This is a genomic window from Ralstonia pickettii (genome assembly GCF_030582395.1).
GTDB classification, from domain to species: Bacteria; Pseudomonadota; Gammaproteobacteria; order Burkholderiales; family Burkholderiaceae; genus Ralstonia; species Ralstonia pickettii_D.
On record NZ_CP104381.1, the window covers coordinates 2,434,696 to 2,455,546 of the forward strand.

18 protein-coding genes are annotated in these 20,851 nt (G+C 64.1%); 9 read left to right on the forward strand and 9 right to left on the reverse strand.

The features are described 5' to 3' along the window. Nucleotides 1-13 precede the first annotated feature (13 nt). The 5 genes from N5B55_RS11795 to purN form a co-directional block, all read right to left on the reverse strand. Nucleotides 14-1,204, reverse strand: a complete 1,191-nt coding sequence (locus N5B55_RS11795; protein WP_154206713.1) for a DesA family fatty acid desaturase — start codon at nt 1,202-1,204, stop codon at nt 14-16. A gap of 372 nt (nt 1,205-1,576) precedes the next feature. Then, nucleotides 1,577-2,953, reverse strand: a complete 1,377-nt coding sequence (locus N5B55_RS11800; protein WP_304538265.1) for a mechanosensitive ion channel family protein — start codon at nt 2,951-2,953, stop codon at nt 1,577-1,579. Nucleotides 2,954-2,978: 25 nt separating this feature from the next. Then, nucleotides 2,979-3,548 (reverse strand): phospholipase D family nuclease, encoded by a 570-nt coding sequence (locus tag N5B55_RS11805; protein ID WP_369812404.1) that lies wholly within the window; start codon nt 3,546-3,548, stop codon nt 2,979-2,981. Then, nucleotides 3,545-4,942 (reverse strand): RsmB/NOP family class I SAM-dependent RNA methyltransferase, encoded by a 1,398-nt coding sequence (locus tag N5B55_RS11810; RefSeq protein WP_304538266.1) that lies wholly within the window; start codon nt 4,940-4,942, stop codon nt 3,545-3,547. Before N5B55_RS11810 ends, N5B55_RS11805 begins: the two co-directional genes overlap by 4 nt. Next, nucleotides 4,939-5,589 (reverse strand): phosphoribosylglycinamide formyltransferase, encoded by a 651-nt coding sequence (purN, locus tag N5B55_RS11815; protein ID WP_304538267.1) that lies wholly within the window; start codon nt 5,587-5,589, stop codon nt 4,939-4,941. Before purN ends, N5B55_RS11810 begins: the two co-directional genes overlap by 4 nt. A gap of 402 nt (nt 5,590-5,991) precedes the next feature. On the opposite strand from purN, the gene N5B55_RS11820 reads away from it, so the two are divergent. Continuing rightward, nucleotides 5,992-6,657: a response regulator transcription factor gene (locus N5B55_RS11820; RefSeq protein WP_004631976.1), complete on the forward strand. Its 666-nt coding sequence runs from the start codon at nt 5,992-5,994 to the stop codon at nt 6,655-6,657. 66 nt (nt 6,658-6,723) lie between these two features. On the opposite strand, the gene N5B55_RS11825 is transcribed toward N5B55_RS11820, so the two are convergent. Then, nucleotides 6,724-8,556, reverse strand: coding sequence for an ATP-binding response regulator (locus N5B55_RS11825; protein WP_304539789.1), 1,833 nt, complete (start codon nt 8,554-8,556; stop codon nt 6,724-6,726). Between the two features lie 221 nt (nt 8,557-8,777). On the opposite strand from N5B55_RS11825, the gene N5B55_RS11830 reads away from it, so the two are divergent. From N5B55_RS11830 to lspA, 3 genes are all read left to right on the forward strand, one after another. Further along, nucleotides 8,778-9,776, forward strand: a complete 999-nt coding sequence (locus tag N5B55_RS11830; RefSeq protein ID WP_304538268.1) for a bifunctional riboflavin kinase/FAD synthetase — start codon at nt 8,778-8,780, stop codon at nt 9,774-9,776. Between the two features lie 109 nt (nt 9,777-9,885). Next, nucleotides 9,886-12,765: an isoleucine--tRNA ligase gene (ileS, locus tag N5B55_RS11835; protein WP_304538269.1), complete on the forward strand. Its 2,880-nt coding sequence runs from the start codon at nt 9,886-9,888 to the stop codon at nt 12,763-12,765. Beyond that, on the forward strand, nt 12,765-13,289 hold the full coding sequence (lspA, locus tag N5B55_RS11840) for a signal peptidase II (protein WP_012762700.1): 525 nt from the start codon (nt 12,765-12,767) through the stop codon (nt 13,287-13,289). Before ileS ends, lspA begins: the two co-directional genes overlap by 1 nt. A gap of 379 nt (nt 13,290-13,668) precedes the next feature. On the opposite strand, the gene N5B55_RS11845 is transcribed toward lspA, so the two are convergent. After that, the gene (locus tag N5B55_RS11845; protein ID WP_304539790.1) at nt 13,669-14,241 is read right to left on the reverse strand and encodes a YdcF family protein; all 573 of its coding nucleotides are present in this window, start codon (nt 14,239-14,241) and stop codon (nt 13,669-13,671) included. 149 nt (nt 14,242-14,390) lie between these two features. Between N5B55_RS11845 and coaBC the strand changes: the two genes are divergently transcribed. Genes coaBC through dut form a run of 3 tightly spaced genes read left to right on the forward strand, consistent with a single transcriptional unit; the run spans nt 14,391 to nt 17,082 of the window. After that, complete coding sequence (coaBC, locus tag N5B55_RS11850; RefSeq protein WP_304538270.1) at nt 14,391-15,596, forward strand: bifunctional phosphopantothenoylcysteine decarboxylase/phosphopantothenate--cysteine ligase CoaBC; 1,206 nt, start codon at nt 14,391-14,393, stop codon at nt 15,594-15,596. Then, nucleotides 15,593-16,639, forward strand: a complete 1,047-nt coding sequence (locus N5B55_RS11855) for an LLM class flavin-dependent oxidoreductase (RefSeq protein ID WP_304538271.1) — start codon at nt 15,593-15,595, stop codon at nt 16,637-16,639. Before coaBC ends, N5B55_RS11855 begins: the two co-directional genes overlap by 4 nt. Further along, nucleotides 16,636-17,082 carry a dUTP diphosphatase gene (gene dut, locus N5B55_RS11860; RefSeq protein WP_024974963.1) on the forward strand — a complete coding sequence of 149 codons (447 nt, stop codon included), beginning with the start codon at nt 16,636-16,638 and terminating at the stop codon, nt 17,080-17,082. Before N5B55_RS11855 ends, dut begins: the two co-directional genes overlap by 4 nt. Nucleotides 17,083-17,150: 68 nt before the next feature. On the opposite strand, the gene clpA is transcribed toward dut, so the two are convergent. After that, nucleotides 17,151-19,439, reverse strand: a complete 2,289-nt coding sequence (gene clpA, locus N5B55_RS11865; protein WP_012762704.1) for an ATP-dependent Clp protease ATP-binding subunit ClpA — start codon at nt 19,437-19,439, stop codon at nt 17,151-17,153. After that, on the reverse strand, nt 19,436-19,762 hold the full coding sequence (gene clpS, locus N5B55_RS11870; protein ID WP_003261876.1) for an ATP-dependent Clp protease adapter ClpS: 327 nt from the start codon (nt 19,760-19,762) through the stop codon (nt 19,436-19,438). The genes clpA and clpS overlap by 4 nt, the downstream gene beginning before the upstream one ends. A 576-nt stretch (nt 19,763-20,338) precedes the next feature. Here clpS and N5B55_RS11875 point away from each other — a divergent pair. Further along, complete coding sequence (locus tag N5B55_RS11875) at nt 20,339-20,542, forward strand: cold-shock protein (protein ID WP_004631953.1); 204 nt, start codon at nt 20,339-20,341, stop codon at nt 20,540-20,542. A gap of 25 nt (nt 20,543-20,567) precedes the next feature. Further along, entirely contained in the window at nt 20,568-20,813 is a 246-nt protein-coding gene (locus N5B55_RS11880; protein ID WP_304538272.1) for a DUF2501 domain-containing protein, read from the forward strand. Nucleotides 20,814-20,851 lie beyond the last annotated feature (38 nt).

Sequence of the window (20,851 nt, forward strand, 5' to 3'; positions counted from 1 at the left end):
TGAAACAAGAAACTCAGGCGTAGCGGCGCAGGCGCACAGCAAATTCCTGCAGTGCGTGGATACCGCTTTCCTCTGCGCGCTTGCACCATTCCTGCAGCTGATGCAGCAGTTGCTCGCGCGTGGCGTTCGAACGGCCCCACAGGGCGCCAAGCTCACGGCGCATCTCAACGAAGGTGTGCAGCGCCGAGTGGTCCGACACGATTTGCGAGAGCTGCTCGCGCTGCGGCGCGCCCAGCTTGGTCTCGTCGCGGTGGAACCACTTGCGGGCCGGCTTCAACGCGCGGTACTCGACAACGCGCGAGTCCTTCAGCTTGGCCAGTTCCTGGCGATAGGCCGCCTTGACCGTCTTGGCGTAGCGCGCCATCACGTCGTAGCGGTTGGCGATGATGGCTTCCAGCGTGTTCTGGTCGACCGGCTTCACGTCCCCAAAGCGCGCCTTGGGCGCCACCTTCTTGACCTTCGCCAAACCGACGATTTCGAGCGCGCGGATGTAGCCCCAGCCGATGTCGAACTCATACCACTTGACCGAGAACTTGGCCGACGTGGCGTACGTGTGGTGGTTGTTGTGCAGCTCTTCGCCGCCGATGATGATGCCCCACGGCGACACGTTCGTCGAAGCGTCTTCGCAGTCGAAGTTGCGGTAGCCCCAGAAGTGGCCCAGGCCGTTGATGATGCCGGCAGCGTGGATCGGGATCCACAGCATTTGCACGGCCCACACCGTGAGGCCCAGCGCACCGAACATCAGCACGTCGAGGATCAGCATCAAACCGACGCCTTGCCACGTGAACTTCGAATACACGTTCTTCTCGACCCAATCGTCCGGCGTACCGTGGCCGAACTTCTGGATCGTTTCCTTGTTCTTGGCCTCAGCGCGATACAGCTCGGCGCCTTCCATCAGCACCTTGCGGATGCCGCGGGTCTGCGGGCTGTGCGGATCCTCTTCGGTTTCGCACTTGGCGTGGTGCTTGCGGTGAATGGCGGTCCATTCCTTCGTGACCATGCCGGTAGTCAGCCACAGCCAGAAACGGAAGAAGTGTCCGGCGATGGGATGCACGTCCAGCGCCCGGTGCGCTTGGCAGCGGTGCAGAAAAATCGTGACGCTGGCGATGGTGATGTGCGTCATCACCAGCGTGAAAATCAGGATTTGCCACCAGGCCCAATCGAGGGTGCCGTTGGCAAGGAAAGTCAGAAAGGAGTCGATCAAAGTGTTCTCCGTGGTCAACTCAGGGTAATCAAAGCAGCTTTTGGACCTTCATTCGATCCGGATGTTGCTGCCTCTTAAGGCTATCCCGCTGTCGCAGCGTTACGACAATGGGGTCGTGTTGGCGGTGGTTCGGGTGTTTGTACCCGGCTTGCGCATCACATCGGCGAGCTTCCCGCTACCGGTCATATGATCTCCGCCCCAGCGCAATACAAGGTATTTGCGGTCCTTTGTCACAACGGCTAAGCCTTTGCGACGGCCCGTCTTTCCTTCGTGGGAGCATTTGGCATTTTAACCGAACACCCCCTCTATTCCATGCGGAAAAACAGCCATTTTGACCTCGGACAAGCGGGCAGCGTTCCGCTCGCAGCTGTGTTAGTCCGACAGTGATGGCGTGGATGGGGCTGTTACATCACTCGAAGTGCGCGTGACGCCCTGTTGCAGCGCCGACGCCACACGCACACGCACTTCCCGCTGCGGGTAGGGGATATCGATGCCTGCTTCCTTGAAGCGACGGTAAATCGCGCGGTTCAGGTCGGACTGCACGCCCAGCTTGCCGTTATGCGGATCGCCGATCCAGACGCCAAGCTCATATTCGATGCCGCTGTCGGCGAACAGGGCCATGAAGGCGGCGGGCGCCGGTTCGGGCAGAACACGCGGGATGCCCTCTGCACATTGCAGCAGCAACGCCAGCACGCTTTCAGGATCAGCGTCATACGACGCCTGCACGCGCACCGCCACACGCACGGTGCCGCGCTCGTTGTGGTTCTGAACGGCCTGCGCGACCATCAGTTCGTTCGGGACGAGCGTATCGCCGTCGCCATTGCGCACCACGGTGTAGCGGGTGCGGATCTGCGTGACGATGCCGGTGTACGTGCTGACGGTAATCTGATCGCCCAGCTTGAGCGAGCGCTCCAACAGGATGATGAAGCCCGAAACGTAATTGCTTGCGATCTTTTGCAAGCCGAAACCCAGGCCGACGCCAAGCGCGCCGCCAAACACCGACAGCACCGTCAGGTCGATGCCCACCAGCGAGAGGCTCAGCAGCAGCGACACCAGCAGCAGCACCGCCTTGGTCACACGCGACAACACCACCTTCAGGTTGGCATCGATCGCGGAAGCACGCGTGATGCGGCTGTCCAGCCACGAGCCGAACCACATGGCCACCAGCACAGTGACGAGAATCCACACCACGCCCATCAGCAAGGCCGCCAGGCTCACCTTCTGCTTGCCACCCAGAGCAAAGCGGATGCCGTCGAGGTAATCCACCACATCGCCGAGCACGCCCAGCACGTAGAGCACCATGCCGATCCACATCAGCGTGGTGAGCACGCGCTCCGCGAGGACGAGCATGCCGTGCAGCTCGCCGTTAGCCGACAGCACGCGGCGCAACACGTAGAAGCCGAGATACAGGATCGCCAGGCCAAACAGCGGCACCGCGGCCAGCCGGAACACGCTGATCGGCATGGTGCCAACCAGCGCATAGCGCGCGCCCACCACCAGCAGCCAGCCGATCAGCGGGAACATCGCCCGCTCCAGGCTGGACCAGGCAAAACGCAGGGCGAAGGTCTCGTTCACGTGCGCCGAATGCAGGCGCCGCGAGATCGGCCGCGCCAGCAGCCAGGCGGCACCGAGCACCAGTATCAGCACGCCCAGTTGCCAGATAAAGCGCGGGCCACCCAGATCGCGGACGATGTCGTCGATCATGTGGCCCAGCGCAATGTGATTCAGGTTTAGCGGCAATCCGTTCATTAGGTTGACGGGTTATTGCAAACCCTTACTGGGTCCGATAGGGCAATGCGTCACCCACATGCTTCTGCCAGTTGGCGGCATAGCGCTGGGCGAGATCGGCGTCGCCGCGCACGATCAGTACGTTCTCGGCGTTGCCGCGCTGTGCGGTCTGCGTGAAGTTGAAGCTGCCCGTGACCAGCACTGGATGCGCGCCGCGCGGGTCGATCACGATGACCTTGTTGTGCGCATTCTTGTAGCGCACCTCCAGCCACACGGGGATGCCCGCGTTGGCGACCTCGGGCACGCGGCTGCCGCCGGAGCGCGTCATCTGCTCGCGGTCGGCCAGCACGCGCACATCCACGCCACGCTGATGCGCCGCCAGCAGTGCACGCGTAATCGCCTTGTTCGACAGCAGATACGCCTGCACCAGCACCTGCTCACGTGCTTGGTCGATGGCATCAGCCAACAAGCCTTCGATGTCGTCATCGGGCGTGAACGCGGCCTGCACCGTGCCCTTGGCGGGTTGCACCGGCGGCGCGCTGCGGGCCAGCGCGGCACTGCCGGCTGCAAACATCAGCCATGCGACCAGCAGCCACCTGAAGCGGCGCACCATCATGCACGGCGCTCCAGGACGGCCGCGAAGAAGCCGTCGGTCTGGTGCGTGTGCGGATACAGCTCGAGGTAAGGCCCCATTTCCAGCGCGATCTTCTGCGCGGCCAGCACCTCGCCGGCGGGCACAAGCACGAAGTCTTCATGTGCGGCCAGGAACTGCTCCACCACCTGCTGGTTCTCGCGCGCGAGCACACTGCAGGTAGCGTAGACGAGCCTGCCACCCGGCTTCAGCAGCCGCGCTGCCGATGTCAGGATCGACAACTGCTTGGCCGACATTTCTTCCACGGCCTGCGCGGACTGGCGCCACTTCAGGTCAGGATTGCGGCGCAACGTGCCCAGGCCGCTGCACGGCGCGTCGACCAACACGCGATCGATCTTGCCCGCAAGACGCTTCACCTTCGCATCGTGCTCGCTGTCGATGCGGCCCGGATGGACGTTCGACAGCCCACTGCGCGCCAGGCGCGGGCCGAGGTTCGACAAGCGCTTTTCCGATACGTCGAAGGCATACAGGCGCCCAGTCGAGCGCATCGCTGCACCAATCGCCAGGGTCTTGCCACCGGCGCCGGCGCAGAAGTCGACCACCATCTCGCCGCGCTTGGGTGCCAGCAATTGGCAGAGCAATTGGCTGCCTTCGTCCTGCACCTCGACCGTGCCGTTGGTGAAGATATCGAGCTTGTTCAACGCCGGCTTGCCGGCCAGGCGAATGCCCACGGGCGAGAGCGGCGCCGCAACGCCTTCAATACCGGCTTCGGCAAGCGTGGCGAGTACGGCGTCGCGTTCGCCTTTGAGCGTGTTCACGCGCAAGTCCAGCGGCGCTGGCGTGAGCCATGCTTGCGCCAGTGCTTCGGTGAACTCCGCACCGTGCTGGGCAACCAGCGCGTCGAAGAGCCAGTCGGGCAGATTGGCGCGCACACGGGCCGCCAGCGCGGCGCGGTCACGGTTTTCCCAGCGATCCAGCCATTCGGCTTCAGCCGGGTTCAGGAACGGGGCAATGGCCTCACGGCCGGCCGTCTGCAACAAGCCCAGCAGCACCAGGCGACGACGCGCCGGGCCCGTGCCGCTCTCGGCAAACTGGCCGAATTCCACCTTGCGGCGCAGTACGGCAAAGGCCGCTTCGGCGATGATGCCGCGCTCGCGGTGGCCAAGTTCGTGATGCTCGCGGAAGTATTGGCTGACCACCATGTCGGCGGGCGCCGCAAAGTGCAGCAGGCGCGCAAGCACCTTGTCCAGGTGTTCCAGATGGCTGCCATGCACGCCCGTGCGCGGGCGCGGGGCGCTGCGGGGCGCAGGCTTGCCCTGCGGGGCCCGGTACCAGCCGCCGCCACCCGAACTCGCGCGCTTGTTGCTCGACCCGCCGCCGCTTCCATTGCCGCCCGAACGCTGACGATTCTGGCTCATGCTGCCTCCCGGGCGTTGACGCCAATGACAAGCTGCGATTCATCCGGCGAGACGCGCACAACGCCGTCTTCGATCGACAACCGCCCTTCCACGAACCAGCGCACGGCACGCGGGTAAATTGTGTGTTCCTGTGCCAGCAGCCGCCCGGCCAGTGAGTCGGGCGTGTCGTCCTGACGCACGTCGATGATGGCCTGCAGCACGATCGGGCCGTGGTCCAGGTCAGCGGTGACGAAGTGCACTGTCGCGCCATGCACCTTCACGCCCATGGCCAGCGCGGCCTCGTGCGTGTGCAAGCCGGGGAAACATGGCAGCAGCGAAGGATGAATGTTCAGCATGCGACCGGCGTAGCGCGTGACAAAGCCCGCCGTAAGGATGCGCATGAAGCCGGCCAGCACTACCAGATCGGGCGAAAAGCCGTCGATCACTTGCGCCAGGGCGGCGTCGAAGCTGTCGCGATCGGGGAAGGCCTTGTGGTCGACCACCGCGGTAGCAATGCCGCGCGAAGCGGCAAATTTAAGTCCCGCCGCTTCGGGCCGATTAGAAATGACGGCGGCAATGCGTCCCGACCAACCTTCGGCCTGACAGGCGCGGACAATGGCTTCCATATTGGAGCCGCGTCCGGAAATGAGAATGACGATGTTTTTCATCGCGGCATTTTATCAAGTGCGCCGCAGTTCCCCGAGAAAATCGGGTGTGACGGCTGCAAGGCCATGCCGTGGGCGCTTTTGCAGTCACCGTGGCATTTTGCCGACGGGTGCCGGCAAAAACCTTGTCGCACCCGCAAAAGGAAGGGGCAACCGTTGGCGTGCATTGGCGCGCTCTGATAATCTCAGCACCATAAATGTCCGCGCTCCCGAGGGGTCGGGTGTGCAGCTCGCGATGATTCGACGCAAATCAAACGTCCGTTCGTCCTGCGCTGCAACATCGTGCGGGCGATACCGTGACGGTCGATCGGCACAGGGTGATACGCCCGGCCCGTCGGCCATCGCCCGCGCCGGGTCGACACGCGTACAACAACAAGAGGGCTCTGCCCTCACCGGGGAATAAGAATGACGAGCTCGCTGCGTAGCCTGCTGGTGGTCGACGACCACCCTCTCGCCTTGTCTGGCACGACCACATTTCTTGCACACGCCTTGCCTGAAGTTCAGGTGCACGCGGCCATTGGCCGTCGCCAGGCGCTTGCGCTGGTCGAAGAAGGCGTCCGTCCGGACGTCGTGCTGCTGGACGTGTGGCTGTCCGACTGCACCGGCTTCGACGCCATGCGCGAGCTGCGCGGCAAACTGCCTGAAGCGCGCTTTGCCTTCATGTCGGCGGAAAACACGCCGGAAATCGTCGCCAAGGCCCAAGCGCTGGGCGCCATCGGCTTCATCGGCAAGCACGCCGATGCGCATGCGTTCTCCAAGGCAGTGGCCGGCATCTTTGGCGGCGATGCGTCCTTCCCGTCGGAAGACGATATGGGCGGCATCAATGGCAAGGGCGGCGCTTCGCACGGCATCCCCATCACGCCGGCCGAACTGGGACTGACGCCGCGGCAGGGCTCGGTGCTCGCGTTGCTGCTGGAAGGTCTGCCGAACAAGTCGATTGCACGTCAGCTGGGCCTGACGGAAAACACCGTCAAAGAGCACGTCTCGGCGATTTTGCAGCGGCTGGGCGTGCGCACGCGCATTCAGATCATTTCGCGCATGGAGCGTTTTCGCCTGACGGGCGCGGCCTGAACTGAGCGTCTGGCCTCTTGAATCCCGCGCCGCCATCGACGGCGCCGTTTTACATTCCCATCCGTATCAGTAGGCCACCTGCGGCTCGGCTGAGCGGCCGCGCAGCCAGCGCTTGAGCAGCACCCGCAGCATGTTCGGGTCCATGGGCTTGGCGAGCAGCAGATAGCCGGCTTCTTCGGCACGCGCCAGGGCGGCGGAGTTGCGATCGCCGGTCAGCAGCACGGCGTGGGCATCGGGGTGGCTAACCTGCCAGCGCTCAAGCAGTTGCAGGCCGTCTTCCTCGCCGGGCAGGCGCAAGTCGCAGAAGATGATCTGCGGGCGGATGCCGCGCGCCAGCAGTTGCTCGGCGGAGCGGCCATCGGCGGCACTGTGGACTTCCACGCCCCACGCTTCGAGCAGCGCGTGCCACGCCTTGCGGATCTGCGGGTCGTCGTCCACGACCAGTACCACGCCTGAGAATCGCGGCTGATCGAGCACGGCGCGCTTTTGCTCGGCGCGCGGCTGCGTGGCCAGCGGCGCCTTGATATCGGCGGGCACCGGCCGGAGCGCCATCCAGAACATCGAGCCGCGCCCCGGCACCGAGCGCACGCCGAACGTGCCGCGCAGCAGACGCACGCATTCCTTGTAGATCGACAGCCCCAAACCCAAGCCCTGGCTCGGATCGCGTTCTGGGTTTTCGACCTGGTAGTAGGTCGAAAAAATGTCTTTCTGATGCTCAGGCGCGATGCCGATACCGGTATCCCACACCTCGATTCGTAAATGCTTCTGGCGCACGCGCAGCGCCACCATCACGCCACCGCGCTCGGTGTAGCGCAGCGCGTTCTGCAGCAGGTTGAACAGGGCCCGGCGCAGCAGCACCGGCTCGGCCATCCCGTATACCGGCAGCGGCGGAATGCGCGCCGTCAGCGTCAGGCCCTTGGCGCGGGCATCCGGCATGAATTGCTGGACCACCTCGGTGATCACCTCGCCCAGATCCACCGGCTCCAGCGTCGGCGAGGTCTTGCGGCTCTCCAGCTTGGACAGGTCCAGCAGCGAGCGGAACAGCAGATCGATGGTCGCGGCGCCCGAGGCGAGTTGCTCCACCAGCGGCGCCAAGGATTCCGACTGATTGCGCGCCCGCAACGCCTCCACCAGCAGCACAATTGCATGCACCGGCTGACGCAAGTCGTGGCTGGCCGCAGCCAGGAAGCGCGATTTTTCTTCCGACGCCGACAACGCGCGCTGCTTTTCATCCTGGTAGCGGCGCGCGAGCTGGCGGCTCTCGTTCTCCAGCTGGATTTCGCGCACCAGCGTGTTATGGATGTTGACGGCATGCCGGGTCAGCAGCGCCGCAAAGAACAGAAGCACGCCGCGCAAATACAGCCCGTGCCCCGGAAACGCCTGCTCGGCCAGCAAAAAGTGCGGCGCCACGATGCCCGTTCCGAGGATCAGGAGGCTCGACGGCACCGGCGCTTGCGACAACACCGCCGCCGCCGCCACACCGATGATCACGATCATCAGCAGGCTGCTGAACTCCAGCGACGGCGACATCAGATACAGCCCCGCCGAGCAGCCCCACGCCACCCCGCCCACCGCCGACATGACGTGCATGCCCGTCCACCACTTGCGGGTGTGCGCGGCCAACGTCATGCGGGTCAGGTCGTAGCGATAGCCGAAATAGAAGCGCAGGCCCGACGCCGTCAGGCACAGCATGATCAGGCACCAGCCCAACAGCCCCGGTCGGTTGGAGGCATCCCAGAACGCGGCGACCGTCAAGGCAGGCAAGACGACCGAGGCGGCAATCCCCATGGGCGCCCCGCGATGCACGGCAGCGAGCAGCTTGGCTCGGGCATCCAGTTCAAGCGGCGCGCGGCTGGCAAGCCCGAACTTGGCGAAGAAAAGGCGCAGCGAGGCGTTCAAGGAGATGTCGGCAAGAAACTGGATACCGGATTGTGCCGCAAGCATGAACCGCGCGGGCGCATCGTTCGGACGATTGTGCAACACCCAGCTTCATCCTCCCTTGACCCGCCGGGGAGGGGGCAATCCCTTATATAATGTGCGTTTTGCTGGATTTTGGCCAGGTACCGCGCCAATCCGGTTCAAAAAAGCACTTCTTCCTTCTTCGACCACCGACGCTTCTCGTGAAAGTCTTTCGCGGCCTGCCCAACGCCGAAAGTCGCGCGCCCTGCGCGTTGACCATCGGCAACTTCGACGGCGTGCACCGCGGGCACCAGTCTCTGCTGGCCCGCGCACGCGCGGCGGCCGACGCACGCGGATTGCCGCTGACGGTCATGACGTTCGAGCCGCATCCGCGCGAATTCTTCATGCCGGACCGCGCGCCCACCCGCATTGCCCTGCTGCGCGACAAGCTGGAAAGCCTGCGCCGACAGGGCGTCGACCGCGTGGTCGTGGAGCATTTCAACGCGCATTTCGCCGCGCAGACGCCCGACGAATTCGTCCGCAACGTTCTGGTGGATGGTCTCCACGCGCGCTGGCTGCTGGTGGGCGACGACTTCCGCTTTGGCGCCAAGCGCGCCGGAGATTTCACCTACCTGCAGGCAGCCGGCGCGCAGTTCGGCTTTGAGGTCGAGCAGATGGGCTCGGTGTCGGAGTCCGGCATCCGCATCTCCAGCTCGGCGGTGCGCGAGGCGCTGGCCGCAGGCGACCTCGAACATGCCCGCCGCCTGCTCGGTCACGGTTACGCCATCAGCGGGCACGTGGTGCACGGGCAAAAGCTCGGCCGTTCGCTCGGCTTCCCGACGCTGAATCTGCGCATCTCGCACCGCAAGCCGGCAGTGGCCGGCATCTTTGTCGTGCAGGTGCACGGGTTGGCCGAAAAACCGCTGCCGGCCGTCGCCAGCATTGGCGTACGCCCGACGGTGGACGACTCCGGCCGCGTGCTGCTGGAAGTGCATATCTTCGATTACCACGCCAGCGTCTACGGCAAGCTGGTCCGCGTGGAATTCATGAAGAAGCTGCGCGACGAGGCTCGCTACGATTCGCTCGATGCGCTCAAGGACGCCATCGCGCAGGACTGCGTTCACGCGCGGCAGTTCTTCGGCCTGCCTGTTCCGCCGGCCGGCGAGTCTCCAACGCTTCGGCGCGACTTCGCCACCTCCGCCACCGACCGAATTCAGTAGGCGGCCGACACGTTCGCCGCCCAGAAGCCACACGCTGCGCACGCGCGTCCTGCACTCTCAGCCGCGCCTGCACCCACCCGAATTGCCTGAATCTGCCCCACATCACACCATGTCCGATTCCAAGAAGCCTACGCCGGAGAAGAGCAAGTACCCGGTCAACCTGCTGGACACGCCCTTCCCCATGCGCGGCGACCTGCCCAAGCGCGAACCGCTGTGGGTCAAGCAATGGCAGGACAAGCAGCTCTACAAGAAGATCCGCGCCGCGCGGAAGGGCGCGAAGAAGTTCATCCTTCACGACGGCCCGCCGTATGCCAACGGCGATCTGCACATCGGCCATGCGGTCAACAAGATCCTCAAGGACATGGTGATCAAGGCGCGCGGCCTGACCGGGCTGGACGCCGTCTATGTGCCGGGCTGGGATTGCCACGGCATGCCGATCGAAATCCAGATCGAAAAGCAGTTCGGCAAGGGCCTGCCGGTCAAGGAAGTACAAGAGAAAGCGCGTGCCTACGCCACGGGCCAGATCGCTCGCCAGAAGGCGGATTTCGAACGCCTGGGCGTGCTGGGCGACTGGGCCGATCCGTACCTGACCATGAACTTCCGCAACGAAGCGGATGAAGTGCGTGCGCTGGGCAAGATCCTGGAAAAGGGCTACGTGTTCCGCGGCCTGAAGCCGGTCAACTGGTGCTTCGACTGCGGCTCGGCATTGGCCGAAGCGGAAGTCGAATATGCGGATCGTACCGACCTGTCGATCGACGTCGGCTTCCCGTTCGCCGACATCGACGCGCTGGCGAGCGCCTTCCACGTCGGCGCCGATGTGCTCAAGGCCAAGCCGGGTTGGATCGTGATCTGGACCACCACGCCGTGGACGATTCCGTCCAACCAGGCGCTGAACCTGCACCCGGAAATCGAATACGCGCTGGTCGACACGGCGCGCGGGCTGCTGATCGTTGCCAAGGAGCGCGTCGAAGCCTGCCTGCAAAGCTGGAAGCTCGAAGGCACCGTCCTGGCCACGTGCGAAGGCGCAGCCCTGTCGGGCGTACGTTTCCACCATCCGCTCGCCAAGATGGACGCGGGGTACGATCGCACCTCGCCGGTCTATCTGGGCGACTACGTGACCATCGACACCGGTACCGGCATCGTCCACTCCGCGCCCGCCTACGGCGTGGAAGACTTCCAGTCGTGCAAGGCCCACAACATGCCCGACTCGGAAATCATCAACCCGGTGATGGGCAACGGCGTGTACGCGTCGACGCTGCCGCTGTTCGGCGGCCAGATGATCTGGGATGCCAACCCGAAGATCGTCGAAGTGCTGCGCGAATCGGGCAACCTGTTCGATGCGCACAAGTACGCGCATAGCTACATGCACTGCTGGCGCCACAAGACGCCGATCATCTATCGCGCCACGTCGCAGTGGTTTGCGGGGATGGACGTGCAGCCTAACGACGGCAACAGCACGCTGCGTGAAACGGCGCTGGCAGGCATCGATGCCACCGCGTTCTACCCGTCGTGGGGCAAGCAGCGCCTTCACAATATGATTGCCAACCGCCCGGACTGGACGCTCTCGCGGCAGCGCCAATGGGGTGTGCCGATGGCCTTCTTCGTGCACAAGGAAACCGGCGCGCTGCACCCGCGTACGCCCGAACTGCTGGAGCAGGTGGCCCAGCGCATCGAACAAAGCGGCATCGAAGCCTGGCAGACGCTCGACCCGCGGGAGCTGCTCGGCGACGAGGCTGACATGTACGAGAAGAATCGCGACACGCTCGACGTGTGGTTCGACTCGGGCACGACGCACTGGCACGTCATCCGTGGCTCGCATGCGGCGGATCTGTACGATGCATCGGCCGACTTGCCGGACGGCCGCTTGGCTGATCTGTACTTGGAAGGTTCCGACCAGCACCGCGGCTGGTTCCATTCGTCGCTGCTGACGGCTTCGATGCTGTACGGCAAGCCGCCATACAAGGGCCTGCTCACGCACGGCTTCACGGTCGACGGCGAAGGCCGGAAGATGTCCAAGTCGATCGGCAACACGATCGCGCCGCAGGAAATCGCCAACAAGATGGGCGCCGAGATCATCCGCCTGTGGGTGGCCTCGACCGACTACTCGGGCGAACTGGCCATCTCGGATGAGATCCTGAAGCGCGTGGTGGAAGGCTATCGCCGCATCCGCAACACGCTGCGCTTCCTGCTCGCCAACCTGACCGATTACGACCACGCCAAGCACGCCCTGCCGACCGAGCAATGGCTGGAAATCGACCGCTATGCCGTGGCGTTGACGGATTCGCTGCAAAAGGAAGTTCTTTCGCACTACGACGTGTACGAGTTCCACCCGGTGGTCGCCAAGCTGCAGACGTTCTGCTCGGAAGACCTGGGCGGCTTCTACCTCGACGTGCTGAAGGACCGCCTGTACACCACGGCGCCCGATTCCGTGGCGCGCCGCTCGGCACAGAACGCGCTGTATCACATCACCCAGGCCATGCTGCACTGGATGGCGCCGTTCCTGTCGTTCACGGCCGAAGAGGCATGGCAGGTCTTCGCACACGGCACCGAGCACACCGACACCATCTTCACCAGCACGTATTACAACGCTCCAGTGCCGCAAGGCGCCAGCGCCCTGCTGGAGAAGTGGGCCGCCATCCGCAACGTGCGCGGAGAAGTGACCAAGCAACTGGAAGCGCTACGCATCGATGGCAAGATCGGCTCGTCGCTGCAGGCCGAAGTGACGGTGTCGGCGGGCGAATCGGTGCATGACGCGCTGGCCAGCCTCGGCGACGATCTGCGCTTCGTGCTGATCACGTCGGCGGCCAAGCTGGAACGCGCGCCGGAAGGCGGCGATCTGCTCATCACCGTGGTGCCGTCGCCGCACGCCAAGTGCGAGCGCTGCTGGCACTACCGCGCCGACGTCGGCCACGACCACGCCCACCCGACCCTCTGCAAGCGCTGCACCGACAACCTGTTCGGCGCCGGCGAACAACGGAGCGCTGCCTGATGGCCACTCGCAACAACGGCAAGAGCAAATCGATCGGGATGAAGAAGAGCAGCGGCGGTCATGGCGTGGGCCCCTGGCTGGGCCTGGCCGTCATCTGGATCCTGCTGGACCAGTTGACCAAGATCGCCGTCCTCAAAACCTTCACGTACGGCGAGTCGCGGCCGATCACCGGCTTCTTCAACCTGGTGCTCGCCTATAACAAGGGAGCGGCGTTTTCGTTCCTGGCCGCGGCGGGGGGCTGGCAGCGCTGGTTCTTCACGGGGCTGGGCGTGGCGGCGGCGCTGTTCATCGTGTGGCTGCTCAAGCGGCACAGCGGGCAGAAGATGTTCTGCTTCGCGCTGGCGCTGATTCTGGGCGGCGCGCTGGGCAACGTGATCGACCGCGTCATCTACGGCCACGTGGTCGACTTTCTCGACTTCTACCTGCACAACTACCACTGGCCGGCCTTCAACGTGGCGGACTGCGGCATCACCATCGGTGCGGTGCTGCTGATCGTCGACGAATTGCGGCGCGTGCGTCGCTAAGACTGCCGTGTCAGACCTCCAGCATTGGAACGGCGAAGCGGTGCTGTGCCTCGATGAGGCCGGCCCGCGCATCGCCACGAACAGGACGCGCTGGTCCATCTGAGCGGCGAGGCGCCGGGCAAGGTACATCGATGGTTGCCGCGCCGGTCATCCGCCTCGATGCGGCGTTCTGAGCGCTGCGCACCGGCCCGGCCGGCGGCATCGCGCAGAAGGTCACCCCCCCGAAGCTCGCCGTCTTCGGCGGCATCTCGGCGCATCTCCACGCCAGCAGCGCGCTGCGCGACTGGTTGCGGGATTTCTACCAGCGCGACGCGATCCGCCCTCGCTGGGCGACTTGGCCGCCGATGCCCGGCCCGTGCGCGCTGAGTAAGGCCCGGGTTCAGTAGCGCACGGCGTACCACGCCCGCTTTACGTACTCGGCAAGAATCGAGCCGGCTTCGTAGACCGGCACCGACTTGGCCAGCGTGTCGCCCGGGAATACGCCCTGCGCACCCCACGTGATTTCCGGCCACTCCTTGCGAAACACGGCCAGCGCCCGACCGGTGTGATACCAGCTCGTGACCAGTATTGCGCTTTGCACCTGCTGGCCCGCTAGCGTCTGGCGTGTCATCCGCGCATTTTCCATCGTGCTGCCTGACACACATTCGTGGCCGATGCGCTCTGCGGGCACACCCGCCATCACCAAGCGACGTTCGATCAGCAGGCAATCGCCCTGCCCGCTCACGAACACGCGGGGCGCCGCGCCTGCGTGGTACAGCTCGGCCGCGCCAATTACCCGCTGACCCGATTCGCCGCCCAGCACGACGATCACGTCGGCGTGTGCAAGCCTCGGCTCCTCGCGCAACCAACTTTTGGCCCCGCAGACGAGCACGGCACTGAACACCATTGCAACAATGGCGCAACCGCCAATCCAGGCGAGGACACCGCGAACTGTCGAACGACCGAAAACCATATCGGGAATACGCATTTGACGAAAAACCGTGGCGCCACACGCGCCGTAGGGCAAGCCGGTATCATCGCCACTGTTCAGCAGGAAGCCCGGGCACCGGGTTGTATCCTGCCCACGCATATTGAGTCAATCGGATTCCCAAGCGGGTTGTTATGGAACTGCAAGGCAAACATTTCGTCCTCGGCCTGACCGGCGGCATCGCGTGCTACAAGTCCGCCGAGCTGGTGCGGCTGTTGACCAAGGCCGGCGCGACCGTGCAGGTCGTGATGACCGAGGCCGCCGCGCACTTCATCACACCGGTGACGATGCAGGCGCTTTCCGGCCGCCCGGTCTTTACGTCGCAGTGGGATGGCCGCATTGGCAACAACATGCCGCACATCGACCTGTCGCGCGAGGCCGATGCCATCGTCATCGCGCCGGCGTCCACCGACTTTCTGGCCAAGCTCGCGCATGGCATGGCAGACGATCTGCTCTCTACGCTATGCATCGCACGTGATTGCCCCCTGCTCGTGGCGCCCGCGATGAACCGGCAGATGTGGGCCGCACCAGCCACACAACGCAATGCCGCCCAACTGCGCGCCGACGACGTCACCCTGCTCGGCCCCGATGCCGGCGACCAGGCCTGCGGCGAAGTCGGCGACGGCCGCATGCTCGAGCCGGAAGACATCGTCGAGCAACTCATCGGCTTCTTCCAGCCCAAGCTGCTGCGCGGCCACCGCCTGCTGTTGACGGCGGGCCCGACCTTCGAGCCAATCGACCCGGTGCGCGGCATCACGAACCTGTCCAGCGGCAAGATGGGCTTTGCCTTGGCGCGGGCGGCATCGCAGGCCGGTGCCGAAGTCACGCTCGTCGCTGGGCCGTGCCATCAGGAAACGCCTGCGGGCGTATTGCGCATCGATGTGCAGACCGCCCAGCAGATGCACGATGCCGTCATGCGCGAACTGGACACCACGAAGAACGACATCTTCATTGCCGTGGCCGCCGTGGCGGATTGGCGCGTGGCCCAAGCCGCGGAGCAGAAGCTCAAGAAGCAGAGCGATTCCGACGTACCGACACTTACGTTCACGCAAAACCCGGACATCCTGGCCGCCGTGGCACGTCGTGCGAATGCGCCGTTCTGCGTCGGCTTTGCAGCAGAAACCGAACGCCTGGAGGAGTTCGGCGAGGCCAAGCGTCAGAAAAAAGGCATCCCGTTGCTGGTCGGCAATCTCGGCCACCAGACTTTCGGCCGCGACGACAACGAAGTGGCGCTCTTCGATGCAAAGGGGATCACGCGCCTGCCGCGTGCCGACAAGCTGACGCTCGCGCGCCAGATCGTCGCAGCCATCGCCGACCGCGTGCACGGAGCACGGTCATGAGCCCCGCACCGATTCGTCTATCGGTCCTGGACCAAAGCCCCGTCATCTACGGCCACAGCGCGCGCGATGCCATCGCCGCGACGGTCGACCTGGCGCAACTGACGGATGCGCTCGGCTACACGCGCTACTGGTGCGCAGAACACCACGGCCTGCGCGGCGTCAGCAACCCTGCGCCGGAAGTGATGATCGCCCGCGTGGCAAGCGCCACGAAGCACCTGCGCGTCGGCTCCGGCGGTGTGATGCTGCCGTACTACAGCCCGTTCAAGTTGGCCGAGCAGTTCCGCCTGCTGGAGGCGCTGTTTCCGAACCGCATCGACCTGGGCGTCGGCCGCGCACCGGGCGGCGACATGCGTACCGCGCAGGCCGTAGCCATGGGTGACTACAACCGCGGCGACATCTTCCCGCAGCAGGTGCAGGAACTGATCTGGCACCTGACGGGCACGCTGCCGCCGGATCACCCCGCCTATGGCGTCATCCTGCAGCCCGAGATCGATACCCGACCCGAACTGTGGGTGCTCGGCTCCAGCGATTTCGGCGGCGCGCTCGCAGCTCGCCTGGGCATCCGTTTCGCGTTCGCGCACTTCATCAATCCGCACGTCGGGCACATCGTTGCGCAGCAGTACCGCACCGATTTCGAACCCGGCTACGATGCACGCCCGTATAGCGCCGCCGCCATCTTTGTCATCGCCACCGACACCGAAGCCGAGGCGCGCCGCTACGAGGCTGCGATTGATCTGCGCCGTGTGCAAATGGCGCTTGGCGTGAATGGCCCGATCCCCACCGTCGAACAAGGCGAAGCCCACGTCTACACCGAGCGCGACCAAGCCATCGTCATGCGCGAGCGCCCGCGCAGCATCATCGGCACGCCGGAATCCGTCGCCGAGCAGATGCATGCGCTCAAAGAACGCTTTGTCGCCGATGAACTGATCGTGCTAACCGTCGCGCCAAGCTACAAGGCGCGCCTGCGCTCCTACGAGCTGCTGGCCGAGGCGTTTGCGCTACCATCTCCGGCTTCTGCAACCTCTTCGGCCAGCCCCGCATGAAACTCGACGTCAAGATCCTCGACGCCCGCCTGCACGAACAGCTCCCTCAGTACGCCACCACCGGCAGCGCGGGGCTGGACCTGCGCGCCTGCATCGACGCCCCGCTCACCATCGAGCCCGGCACCACGCATCTGGTCCCGACCGGCATGGCCATCCACCTGGCCGATCCGGGCTATGCCGCGCTGATCCTGCCGCGCTCGGGCATGGGCCACAAACATGGCATCGTGCTGGGCAACCTGGTCGGCCTGATCGATTCGGATTACCAGGGCCAACTCATGGTCAGCACGTGGAACCGTGGCAGCACGGCATTCGTGCTCAATCCGATGGAGCGTCTTGCACAACTGGTGATCGTGCCGGTCGTGCAAGCCGAGCTGAACATCGTCGACGACTTTGCCGAGAGCGAGCGCGGTGCCGGTGGTTTCGGCAGCACCGGGCGCCACTGACAACATCGCCTACGCATAAGAAAAAAGGCCCGGGACGTCCGGGCCTTTTGTTTGGTGCGACAAGCGCGTCAAGCTTCCGCTTCTTCCTGGGCAGGTGCCGGCGGCGCTTCGTTCTCGGAGAACTCCAGCTTCACCGCATCCGCATCGTCCAGATCCACGACCACCTTTCCGCCATTCACCAGCTTGCCGAACAGCAGTTCGTCGGCCAGTGCCTTGCGGATCAGATCCTGAATCAAACGCTGCATCGGGCGCGCGCCCATCAGCGGGTCGAAGCCCTTCTTCGCCAGGAAGCGACGCAGCTTCTCGGTGAAGATGGCATCCACCTTCTTCTCGTGCAGTTGCTCTTCCAGCTGCATGAGGAACTTGTCGACCACGCGCATGATGATTTCCTCATCCAGCGAGCGGAAGCTGATGGTTGCGTCCAGACGGTTGCGGAACTCCGGCGTGAACATGCGCTTGATGTCGGCCATCTCGTCGCCCTGTTCGCGCGCCGTGGTGAAACCGATCGTTGCCTTGTTCATCGTCTCGGCACCCGCATTGGTCGTCATGATGATGATCACGTTGCGGAAATCCGCCTTGCGGCCGTTGTTGTCCGTCAGCGCGCCGTGGTCCATCACCTGCAGCAGGATGTTGAAGATGTCCGGGTGCGCCTTCTCGATCTCGTCCAGCAGCAGCACGCAGTGCGGCTTCTTGGTCACGGCTTCCGTCAGCAGACCGCCTTGGTCGAAGCCCACGTAGCCCGGAGGCGCGCCGATCAGCCGGCTCACCGCATGGCGCTCCATGTACTCCGACATGTCGAAGCGGATCAGCTCGATGCCGAGGATGAACGCGAGCTGCTTGGCGACTTCCGTCTTGCCCACGCCCGTCGGGCCGCTGAACAGGAACGAGCCGATCGGCTTATCCGTCTTGCCCAGGCCGGCACGCGACATCTTGATGGCCGAAGCCAACGCATCGATGGCAGGATCCTGCCCGAACACGACCGACTTCAGGTCGCGCTCCAGCGTCTGCAGCTTGCTGCGATCGTCCTGCGACACGCTTTGCGGCGGGACACGGGCGATGCGCGAGACGATGTCCTCGATCTCGCCCTTGCCGATCGTCTTCTTCTGCTTCGACTTCGGCAGGATGCGCTGCGCTGCACCGGCTTCGTCGATCACGTCAATGGCCTTGTCCGGCAGGTGACGATCGGTGATGAAGCGCGCCGACAATTCAGCCGCGGCGGTCAGCGCCGACGATGCGTACTTGACGCCATGGTGTTCTTCAAAGCGCGACTTCAGGCCACGCAGAATCTGCACGGTCTGATCGACCGTCGGCTCCACCACGTCGATCTTCTGGAAGCGGCGGGACAGTGCTGCGTCCTTCTCAAAGATGCCGCGGTATTCCGTGAACGTCGTCGCCCCGATGCATTTGAGCGCGCCCGACGACAGCGCCGGCTTGAGCAGATTGCTGGCGTCCAGCGTGCCGCCCGAAGCGGCGCCCGCGCCGATCAGCGTATGGATTTCGTCGATGAACAGGATCGCGTTCGGGTTGTCCTTGAGCGACTTCAGCACGCCCTTCAGGCGTTGTTCAAAGTCGCCACGGTACTTGGTGCCGGCCAGCAGCGCGCCCATGTCGAGCGAATAGACGACGGACTTCGCGAGGATGTCCGGCACTTCGCCCTTGGTGATGCGCCATGCCAGGCCCTCGGCGATGGCCGTCTTGCCGACACCGGCCTCGCCCACCAGCAGCGGATTGTTCTTGCGGCGGCGGCACAGAACCTGCACCACGCGCTCGACTTCCTGCTCGCGCCCGATCAGCGGATCGATCTTGCCAGCCTTGGCCAGCGCGTTCAGGTTCTGGGTGAACTGCTCGAGCGGGCTTTCCTTGCCGTCGCCGCCTTCGCCTTCGGGGTTGCCCTCGCCTTGCTTGGCGGGCTCAGCCTGATCCTTGCGGATGCCGTGGCTGATGAAGTTGACGACGTCCAGCCGGGTCACGCCCTGTTGCTGGAGGTAGTACACCGCGTGCGAATCCTTCTCGCCGAAGATGGCCACCAGCACATTCGCCCCCGTGACTTCCTTCTTACCGTTGGAGGTCGATTGCACATGCATGATGGCGCGCTGGATCACACGCTGGAAGCCGAGCGTCGGCTGCGTGTCGACCTCGTCCGTGCCGGGCACGACGGGCGTGTTGTCAGCGATGAAGTTCTTCAGATGCGTGCGGAGATCTTCGATATTGGCGGCGCAGGCGCGCAGCACCTCCGCAGCGGTCGGATTGTCCAGCAGCGCAAGCAGCAGGTGCTCCACCGTAATGAATTCGTGGCGAGCCTGACGGGCTTCGACAAACGCCATGTGCAGGCTGACTTCCAGTTCTTGCGCGATCATGCTTCCTCCATCACACACTGCAACGGGTGGCCCGCTTGCCGTGCATGGGTTGATACCAATTCCACTTTCGTCGCGGCGATATCTCGAGTGTAGATACCGCACACGCCCTTACCTTCCCGATGCACAGTCAGCATGATCTGTGTGGCAGTCTCCCGGTCTTTGCTGAAGTATTGCTGAAGAATCATCACGACGAATTCCATCGGGGTGTAGTCGTCGTTGAGCAGCAGCACCTTGTACATCGCGGGCGGTTTGAGCGCTTGCTCTTTCCGCTCCAGGACGGTGCCTGCATCGTGTTGTGGAGTGGTCGCTTGCCGGATTGCCATGGTCTTATTCTAACCACTCCTTTCGAGTTCGCAATTTGGGGAAATAACGCCGACTTCAAGGTCTACAAACGGTTTGCCCGATGCCGCGTGCGTCGATCAGCCCTCGGGCGCGAAGGGTTTTACCGCCTGCAGGCTGACTGGAGCGGGCGCAAGGTCCGGGCCTGAAACGGCAGCCGTTTTGTGTACTTTGGGGCGACCGACTCGATTTCGAGCAAATCTTCTTCAGAAACTGACCGTTTTTCGCCACAGACCCACCTATTGTGGCCTTGACAGTCTGTTGCATTCCTCGAACAATCGAATTCAACATGTGCGCCCTACTGCCCCGCAAACCGTTGGCAGCGAGCCGCATGAATGGTGAGCCCGGGAGGCCTCACACCAGTCGACAACAGATCGACAACCGCTTCAGGCTGTGGTGTTTGCCACAAGAAGACCGATCGCTTGCGGCGCGGTTCCACCCGCGCCATTCGTCGTGCCTCGCAGGCCGGCGGCCGGGCGATGACTGCGCGGTACCGCTCTGCACTGCCCCGACAGGCATACCCTCCCGGCTCTGACTTGTGATTTAACGGAGGGGTTTTCATGGCACTCGGTACGGTCAAATGGTTTAACGACGCCAAGGGTTTCGGTTTCATCTCGCCTGACGAAGGCGGCGAGGAGCTGTTCGCGCATTTCTCGGCCATCCAAATGGCTGGCTTCAAGACGCTCAAGGAAAATCAGCGCGTCTCGTTTGAAGTGACGCAAGGCCCGAAGGGCAAGCAGGCCACCAACATCCAGGCTGCCTGATGGGCGTTGTGCGGCACCTTGCCGCATGGCGAGGGTGCGCAAATGCAAAAAACCCGGCGACATGCCGGGTTTTTTGTTGCCCGGGCGCAGGACAAAGACGGCGGTGCACCGCGCGCAACACGCCGTTTCGGGCAATCCGGGTTCCATCGAGGGCACAAATGGCATCCTCACCGGCTCAGATGGCAACACATTCGACCTGGGCAGCCTCAGATCGCAGATCACCCGGCACGCTTGCGACAAGATCCTGTCGCAGGGCAAATCGCTGCTTTAGGCCGCGGCGCAGGCGAGCGCGCACTACACTGCAATATC

What these genes read in the sequence shown, in the direction of transcription:
- N5B55_RS11800 (WP_304538265.1), bottom strand. Translation starts at nt 2,953, where the DNA reads ATGAACGGATTGCCGCTAAACCTGAATCACATTGCGCTGGGCCACATG.
- N5B55_RS11805 (WP_369812404.1), bottom strand. Translation starts at nt 3,548, where the DNA reads ATGATGGTGCGCCGCTTCAGGTGGCTGCTGGTCGCATGGCTGATGTTT.
- N5B55_RS11810 (WP_304538266.1), bottom strand. Translation starts at nt 4,942, where the DNA reads ATGAGCCAGAATCGTCAGCGTTCGGGCGGCAATGGAAGCGGCGGCGGG.
- purN (WP_304538267.1), bottom strand. Translation starts at nt 5,589, where the DNA reads ATGAAAAACATCGTCATTCTCATTTCCGGACGCGGCTCCAATATGGAA.
- N5B55_RS11820 (WP_004631976.1), top strand. Translation starts at nt 5,992, where the DNA reads ATGACGAGCTCGCTGCGTAGCCTGCTGGTGGTCGACGACCACCCTCTC.
- ileS (WP_304538269.1), top strand. Translation starts at nt 9,886, where the DNA reads ATGTCCGATTCCAAGAAGCCTACGCCGGAGAAGAGCAAGTACCCGGTC.
- lspA (WP_012762700.1), top strand. Translation starts at nt 12,765, where the DNA reads ATGGCCACTCGCAACAACGGCAAGAGCAAATCGATCGGGATGAAGAAG.
- N5B55_RS11845 (WP_304539790.1), bottom strand. Translation starts at nt 14,241, where the DNA reads ATGGTTTTCGGTCGTTCGACAGTTCGCGGTGTCCTCGCCTGGATTGGC.
- coaBC (WP_304538270.1), top strand. Translation starts at nt 14,391, where the DNA reads ATGGAACTGCAAGGCAAACATTTCGTCCTCGGCCTGACCGGCGGCATC.
- N5B55_RS11855 (WP_304538271.1), top strand. Translation starts at nt 15,593, where the DNA reads ATGAGCCCCGCACCGATTCGTCTATCGGTCCTGGACCAAAGCCCCGTC.
- dut (WP_024974963.1), top strand. Translation starts at nt 16,636, where the DNA reads ATGAAACTCGACGTCAAGATCCTCGACGCCCGCCTGCACGAACAGCTC.
- clpA (WP_012762704.1), bottom strand. Translation starts at nt 19,439, where the DNA reads ATGATCGCGCAAGAACTGGAAGTCAGCCTGCACATGGCGTTTGTCGAA.
- clpS (WP_003261876.1), bottom strand. Translation starts at nt 19,762, where the DNA reads ATGGCAATCCGGCAAGCGACCACTCCACAACACGATGCAGGCACCGTC.
- N5B55_RS11875 (WP_004631953.1), top strand. Translation starts at nt 20,339, where the DNA reads ATGGCACTCGGTACGGTCAAATGGTTTAACGACGCCAAGGGTTTCGGT.
- N5B55_RS11880 (WP_304538272.1), top strand. Translation starts at nt 20,568, where the DNA reads ATGGCGAGGGTGCGCAAATGCAAAAAACCCGGCGACATGCCGGGTTTT.